Here is a 1,623-nt window from a genome sequence, read left to right as displayed (position 1 = left end):
GAGGAGACGGGGAGGAATTCGGTGAGCCCCTGGACCAGGCCCAGGAGGATCGCTTCGAAGAAGCTCATGCGCGCCTTTCGGTGAACTGCTGTCAGTACGTGCGGAGCAGGTCGGTGAGAACCGCCTGCCCGAAGACGAGGGCATCCAGGGGGACGCGTTCGTCGACCCCGTGGAACATGCCGGTGAAATCGAGATCGGCGGGCAGCCGCAGCGGCGCGAAGCCGTAGCCGGCGATGCCGAGGTGCGCGAGCGCCTTGTTGTCGGTACCCCCGCCCATGAGGTACGGGATGACGGGGACGCCCGGGTCGTGCCGGCCGAGGGCCGCGACCATCTCGCGCACGAGGGCGCCCGCGAAGGGAACCTCGAGACCGATGTCGCGGTGAACGATCTCGATCTCGACGTCGGGCCCGACGATGGCGGCGATGTCCGCGAGGGCGGCATCCTCTCCCCCGGGCACCGTGCGCACGTCGATGAGCGCCTCGGCCGTGTCGGGGATGACGTTGTGCTTGTAGCCGGCGGTGAGGCCGGTGGGGTTGGTCGTGGTGCGGAACGTGGAGCGCAGGAACGCGGCGGCGGGGCCGAACTGCTCGGCGACGGCATCCGGATGCCGGGAGTCGCCGGTCACGAGGGCGGCGAGACCCTCGACGAGCTGCCGGGACGTGTCGGTCATCGCCAGCGGCCACTCGGTGCGCCCAAGCGCGGCGACGGCCTCGGCGAGGCGCGTGACGGCGTTGTCGGGGTGGAACCGGCTGCCGTGGCCGGCGAGGCCCCGGGCGCGCAGGCGGATCCAGACAAGGCTCTTCTCCCCCGTCTGCAGGAGGTAGGCGCGGCGGTCACCGGAGGCGATGGAGTAGCCGCCCACCTCGCTGATCGCCTCGGTCGCGCCGGCGAACCACTCCGGACGGTCGCGGACGACAAGGGCGGACCCCTCGACACCGCCGTTCTCCTCGTCGGCGAAGAAGGTCACGATCACGTCGCGGGCCGGCTGCTCGCCGGCGCGCAGCAGGTCTGCGACGGAGGTGAGGATCATGGCATCCATGTCCTTCATGTCCACCGCTCCGCGGCCCCACAGCATGCCGTCGCGGATCTCGCCGGCGAAGGGATCGACGCTCCAGTCGGCGGCAACGGCGGGGACGACGTCGAGGTGGCCGTGCAGCACCAGGGCGGGCTTGTCGCGGTCGCGCCCCGGCACGCGGGCGACCAGGTTCGTGCGGCGCGGGATCGGCTCGTAGTACTCGGGAGTGAGGCCGAGTGACTCGAGGTACGCGCCGGTGTATTCGGCGGCCTCGCGCTCGCCGCGGGCGTTGCCGCCGCCGAAGTTCGACGTGTCGAACCGGATGAGATCGCGGGCGACGCGCACGACCTCGGGAAGGTCGGCTTCGGTCTCGGGCATGCGCTCTACGCTACCGCTGTCGGCGAGGGCGCCCGGCGTGGCGCCGGTTCGAACATGCTCCGCGATCATGCTAGGCTCGACCCTCGGTTGCGAAAGCAATTTCACCCAATGCGCGGGTGGCGGAATAGGTAGACGCGCTAGCTTGAGGTGCTAGTGCCCTTTAACGGGCGTGGGGGTTCAAGTCCCCCCTCGCGCACAGATGAGAAGGCCCCCGAAAGGGGGCCTTCTTC

Annotated in this window: 1 protein-coding gene and 1 tRNA gene; one reads left to right on the top strand and one right to left on the bottom strand. The window is 70.4% G+C overall.

All coding sequences use genetic code 11. From position 1 onward, the window contains the following. Positions 1 to 91 precede the first annotated feature (91 nt). Entirely contained in the window at positions 92 to 1,393 is a 1,302-nt protein-coding gene (locus NQ160_RS23515) for a M20/M25/M40 family metallo-hydrolase (protein ID WP_257517416.1), read from the bottom strand. 110 nt (positions 1,394 to 1,503) lie between these two features. Here NQ160_RS23515 and NQ160_RS23510 point away from each other — a divergent pair. Then, positions 1,504 to 1,589, top strand: a tRNA-Leu gene (locus tag NQ160_RS23510). The last annotated feature ends 34 nt before the right edge of the window (positions 1,590 to 1,623 follow it).

The organism is Microbacterium sp. zg.Y909, from assembly GCF_024626565.1.
The sequence above is the reverse complement of the archived record's forward strand: the minus strand, read 5'-3'. Positions and strand labels throughout refer to the sequence as shown.